Annotated in this window: 4 protein-coding genes; all 4 read left to right on the plus strand. The window is 65.6% G+C overall.

Annotated features, from left to right (window positions below):
* Window positions 1–478 precede the first annotated feature (478 nt).
* Genes casA through cas5e form a run of 4 tightly spaced genes read left to right on the plus strand, consistent with a single transcriptional unit; the run spans window position 479 to window position 4,721 of the window.
* Window positions 479–2,146, plus strand: a complete 1,668-nt coding sequence (gene casA / locus VKP01_RS07595) for a type I-E CRISPR-associated protein Cse1/CasA (RefSeq protein ID WP_324411551.1) — start codon at window positions 479–481, stop codon at window positions 2,144–2,146.
* Window positions 2,147–2,184: 38 nt separating this feature from the next.
* Window positions 2,185–2,820, plus strand: coding sequence for a type I-E CRISPR-associated protein Cse2/CasB (gene casB, locus VKP01_RS07600; RefSeq protein WP_324411552.1), 636 nt, complete (start codon window positions 2,185–2,187; stop codon window positions 2,818–2,820).
* 18 nt (window positions 2,821–2,838) lie between these two features.
* Window positions 2,839–3,924 carry a type I-E CRISPR-associated protein Cas7/Cse4/CasC gene (gene cas7e / locus VKP01_RS07605; protein WP_324411553.1) on the plus strand — a complete coding sequence of 362 codons (1,086 nt, stop codon included), beginning with the start codon at window positions 2,839–2,841 and terminating at the stop codon, window positions 3,922–3,924.
* The gene (gene cas5e / locus VKP01_RS07610; RefSeq protein WP_324411554.1) at window positions 3,924–4,721 is read left to right on the plus strand and encodes a type I-E CRISPR-associated protein Cas5/CasD; all 798 of its coding nucleotides are present in this window, start codon (window positions 3,924–3,926) and stop codon (window positions 4,719–4,721) included. The genes cas7e and cas5e overlap by 1 nt, the downstream gene beginning before the upstream one ends.
* Window positions 4,722–4,752 lie beyond the last annotated feature (31 nt).

A 4,752-nucleotide genomic window follows, 5' to 3' on the forward strand; every position in this document is an offset into this window, starting at 1 on the left:
CGCATGTTTCGACGACAGCGGCGTACGAGCGTTCCTCAGATTTCTGGGGTAGGGGAGTTCCGGGCGTGCAAGCATGGGTTGACTTCGAGCCCTGAGCGCGATAGTCTCTCATAATCTGCTATGGTCGATACATGCTTCTTACCGCCTAAACTTGATCATGGCAGCGCATGGAGCAGCCGACCGCGTGGAGCGGTCGGCTCTGGTAGGTACCGCGTCCCGTGTCCGGAAAGCTCAGACGCGGTTGGTGCGGAAGGAGGTGCAAAATGGAGCCGCCATAGACGAATATTCTACACCAAACTTCACAAACGTGAGCATACCAAGCTGTCCCTTTGGGTGCAAGCTCTTGAAGCGTGGATGCGCGGCGATGGATCGTGCGCGCATCCACAATCTTTTGTGTGTAATCCGTCTGACATTCTTGCAATCCTGATCCGATACGGCAAACATGATTGCAGCGCAGGCGCGTGATTCGTGGGGGCTCATGGCTGAAGGCGTTTTCAATCTGCTGAGCGAGCGCTGGTTGCCGGTGCGGCGGCTCTCGGGGGCGCGGGAATGGGTTGCGCCGGCGGGAGTCGTGTCGGGCCTCGCGGAGGATCCCGTCATCGCCTTCGATTGGGGGAGGGCGGATTTCGATGCGGCGGCGGTCGAGTTCATGATCGGGCTGCTCGCCTGCAGCTGTCAGCCGCAGGATGATCGCGCCTGGCGCGGCTGGTGGCAGGCGCCGCCCGGTTCCGAGGAACTCGCCGCGCGTTTCGCGCCCCTCGCCGCCGCCTTCGCACTGACCGGGGACGGCCCCCGCTTCATGCAGGATTGCGAGGATTTCGCAGGCGAGGCGGTTCGCGTTTCCGGCCTGATGATCGAGGCGCCCGGTGCGAATACCGAACGCAACAACGGCGATCTTTTCCAGAAGCGGGGACGGTTTCCCGCCCTGTCGCTACCGGCAGCGGCCATGGCGCTGTTCACATTGCAGGCCTATGCGCCGAGCGGCGGGGCGGGGCACCGCACCTCCCTGCGCGGCGGCGGCCCGCTGACGACGCTGGTGCTCGCCCCGCCGGACAAGCCGGCCCTGTGGCATCTTTTGTGGCTCAATCTGGAGAATGCTGCCGCGCAAGCACCCGAAATCACGCCGCAAACCCTGCCGCGCATTTTCCCCTGGCTCGCCCCGACCCGGACCTCGGAGGGCAAGAAGCCGCCTTTGGGGGAAGACGATGTCGATCCGCGCGGAGTCTACTGGGGCATGCCCCGGCGCATCCGGCTGGATGTCGAGGCCGGCGGAGAGGGCGTGACCTGTGCCATCACCGGGGAGCCTGTTACCACCTGCGTGCGCACTTATCGCACGAAGCCGTGGGGCATGAATTACGCCACGCTGCGTCATCCGCTCTCGCCGATGTATCGCCAGAAGGCGACCAGCACCGAATGGCTCTATGTCCATCCCCAGCCCGGCGGGCTCACCTATCGCCACTGGATCGATCTGGCCTTGACGCCGGAAGGCAGCGATTACCTGCGCCGTCCCGCTCCGGCGGTACTGACCGCACGACGCCGGTTGCAAGCGCTGCGTGCCGGTGGAACCCGCCTGAAGGCCGCCGGCTACGACATGGACAACATGAAGGCGCGCGGTTTCGTCGAGACGCAGTTTCCGCTTTTCATCCTCGCGGATGACGACGCCAATGCACGCCTCGGCTACGCCGCGCGCGATCTCGTCGGGGCGGCCAATCTCGTCAACGGCAGTCTGCTGCGCAATCTGCGCCATGCGCTGACCATCGCCGATGCGGGCGCGGCGCGGCTTGATGCGGTCGCGGAATCGTTTCAACACCGCACGCAGGGCGCCTTCTTCGATACGCTGGCCAGCCTCGCCGCGCGGCTGGATGCAGATCCGCATGACGCGGATGCGATAGCCGTGGCGGGCGCGGATTTTCGAAAACGGGCGCTCGAACCGGTCGCATATGATCTGTTTGATCGCTACGCGCCATTCTCCGCGCAATCAGGGCGACTTGCCGATATGGGCAAGGTGGTCGCGGCGCGGCGTAACCTGGTCTGGCTGCTCAGCGGCTACGGCAAGGATGGCGGGAAACTGTTCGCGTATCTCGGCCTGCCGCCGCCTGAAAGCAAGCGCGGCAAGAAAAAGATGAGCGGCAAAGCTGCCGCCTGAACATATCACCGCCGACAAGCGGCTTGAGGAGCTATGCGATGTCCGAAGCCGGAACATCCGCCGAGGATGATCAGAATGCCAAGGTCGATCAGTCCGCGCCGCGCCCGGATGATGTGGGGACGATGGCGCGTCGCTGGTGGCGCTCGCTCCAACCGGATGCGCAATCGCGCCGCCCCGGAGAGCGTGCGGCCCTCTCCCGTTTGCGACGCGCCTCACCACTCGAAGCGGCCATGCAGGAGGCAACGTTTCGCCTGTTTCGCGATCTGCGCAAGGTGAGCCCGGGTCTGTCGCAGCGCGATCTGCCGCGCGTGGCGACGCTTGCCATCCTGCTCGCGCATATCCGCGCGGATGATGCGCGGACACCCTTCGCTCGCGCCATCGGGCGCACTGATTTCAATGACGGCGAGAGCGCTGCGCTCAAGCCGTTGCGGTTCGAGCGTCTGGTCGCCGCCGATGGCGAGGATGAGATTGCACGCGCCTTCCGCCGGGCGATCGCGATCCTCGGTGGTACGGTGAACGTCGTCGATCTGGCGCGAACCGTTTTCTATTTCGATCGCGAGGAAATGCGCCGCAATCTCGCCTTCGCCTATTACGGGGCCGGTTTCGCCGCGCCGGCGCATCCGGATGCGCGCCCTGGCACAAAAGACGGCCAGCCCGATCCCGCAGCTTCCTGATCGTTTCGAGGAAAACCCATGCCTTCCATTGTCGACCGCTTCATTCAGCTGCATCTGCTGACATTCTACCCGCCCGCCAACCTCAACCGGGATGATACCGGGCGGCCGAAGACGGCCGTGATGGGCGGGTATCCGCGCTTGCGGGTGTCGTCGCAGGCTCTGAAGCGATCCTGGCGCGAGTCGGATGCGTTTGCGCAGGCGCTCGACGGATATCTCGGCAAGCGCACGGCGCGCATTGGCGCCCTCGTCGAGAAGCACCTTCTGGAGAAAGGCCGCGATGCCGCCAAAGCGCGCAGCGTGGCGCGTGACATCGCCTCGATCTTCGGCAAGCTGAAGAAGGAGGATGATCCCAATCCCACTTTCACCGAACAGCTCGCCTTCATCTCTCCCGGCGAGCAGGAGAAGGCGCTCGCGCTGGCCGATGCCCGCGCCGATGGCGCGGACGAGACCGATCTGGCCAAGATCGCGCCGATGGTCCTGACCGAGCGCGATACCGCGGCGGATGTCGCCATGTTCGGGCGGATGCTCGCCAGCCACCCCGATTTCAACCGCGAGGCGGCGGTCTCCGTCGCGCATGCGGTAACGACCCATCGGGTGGTGGTGGAGGATGACTATTATACCGCAGTCGACGATCTCAAGAAGTCCGCCGAGGATGCCGGGGCAGGGTTTATCGGCGAGGCGGGTTTTGGTTCGGGCGTGTTCTACCTGTACCTGTGCATCGACCGGGCGCTGCTTCTGGAGAATCTCGCCGGCGATGCCGGTGTGGCGCGCAAGGCGCTGGAGGCGCTCGTGACGGCGGCTGCCACAGTCGGGCCGCGTGGCAAGGCCAAGAGTTTCGGCAGCTATGCCCGCACCTCCTATATGCTAGCGGAGCGGGGCGACGGGGCGCCGCGCACGCTTGCCGGCGCCTTCGTCGAGCCGGTCGACCGAATTGATCCCCAGCCCAACGATCTTCTCGCGGCATCAATCAGGAAGCTCGCAGGGACGAAGGACGCCTTCGATCGGTCCTATCCCGACGACGCGCCGGCATCCGCCGCATTCAGCGTCCCGGACGGCTCCGGTTCCATAAGGGAAATCGGTAATTTCGTGACGGATGGGCTGTGATGACGGGGTTTCTCGTCTTTACCCTGGCCGCACCGTTGATGGCCTTCGGTGACGTCGCACCGGGCGAGCGGCGGGTAAGCGCGACGCGTCCGAGCCATTCGGCGCTGACGGGTATGGTAGCAGCCGCGCTCGGCCTGACCCGGGACGATCCGCGTCAGGATAGGCTCGCACGCAGTCTCGCCTTCGCCATACGCGTCGATGCGCCGGGCACGCCGCTCGTCGATTATCACACGACGCAGACCGCGCCGGCGCGGCGCAATCGGCGCTTCGCCACGCGCCGCGCGGCGCTCGCCTTACCGAAGGAGGAGCTCAATACGATCCTGTCGCAGCGCGCATATCTCACTGATGCCGCCTTCACTGTCGCCGCCATCGTGCCTGATGCGGAAAGCGAGCTGCCTTTCGATCTGGACGAGATCGCACAGGCGCTCGCGCGCCCGCAATTCGTGCTCAGTGCGGGCCGCAAGGCCTGTCCCCTCAGCCTGCCGCCATCGGCCCGTATCGTCGACGCGCCGGATCTGCCACAAGCTTTGGCCGCCTATGATGCGCAGGAGGATGCGGCCCCGGCGCGGACGGAGCTGCGCCGCGCCCTCATCGGAGGTGGGGAGGGCGAGGCCACCATTGCCCTCGACGCCGCCTATCGCCGGGACGGGCTTGAAGGCACTATTCGCATGCAGCGCGTCGAAACCCGGCGGGATCTGCCGATCGACCGGGCGCGCTGGCGCTTCGGTCCGCGCGAGGAGCATATCGGTGTTCTGATGCGGCCCGTAGTCGATGCGGCGTCGGCAGGAGTGGCGTGATGGCGGCGCATTTCCTCTCACGTGCCCGTCT

Origin of the sequence: Saliniramus sp. (assembly GCF_035311605.1) — a bacterium.
Lineage (GTDB): Bacteria > Pseudomonadota > Alphaproteobacteria > Rhizobiales > Beijerinckiaceae > Saliniramus.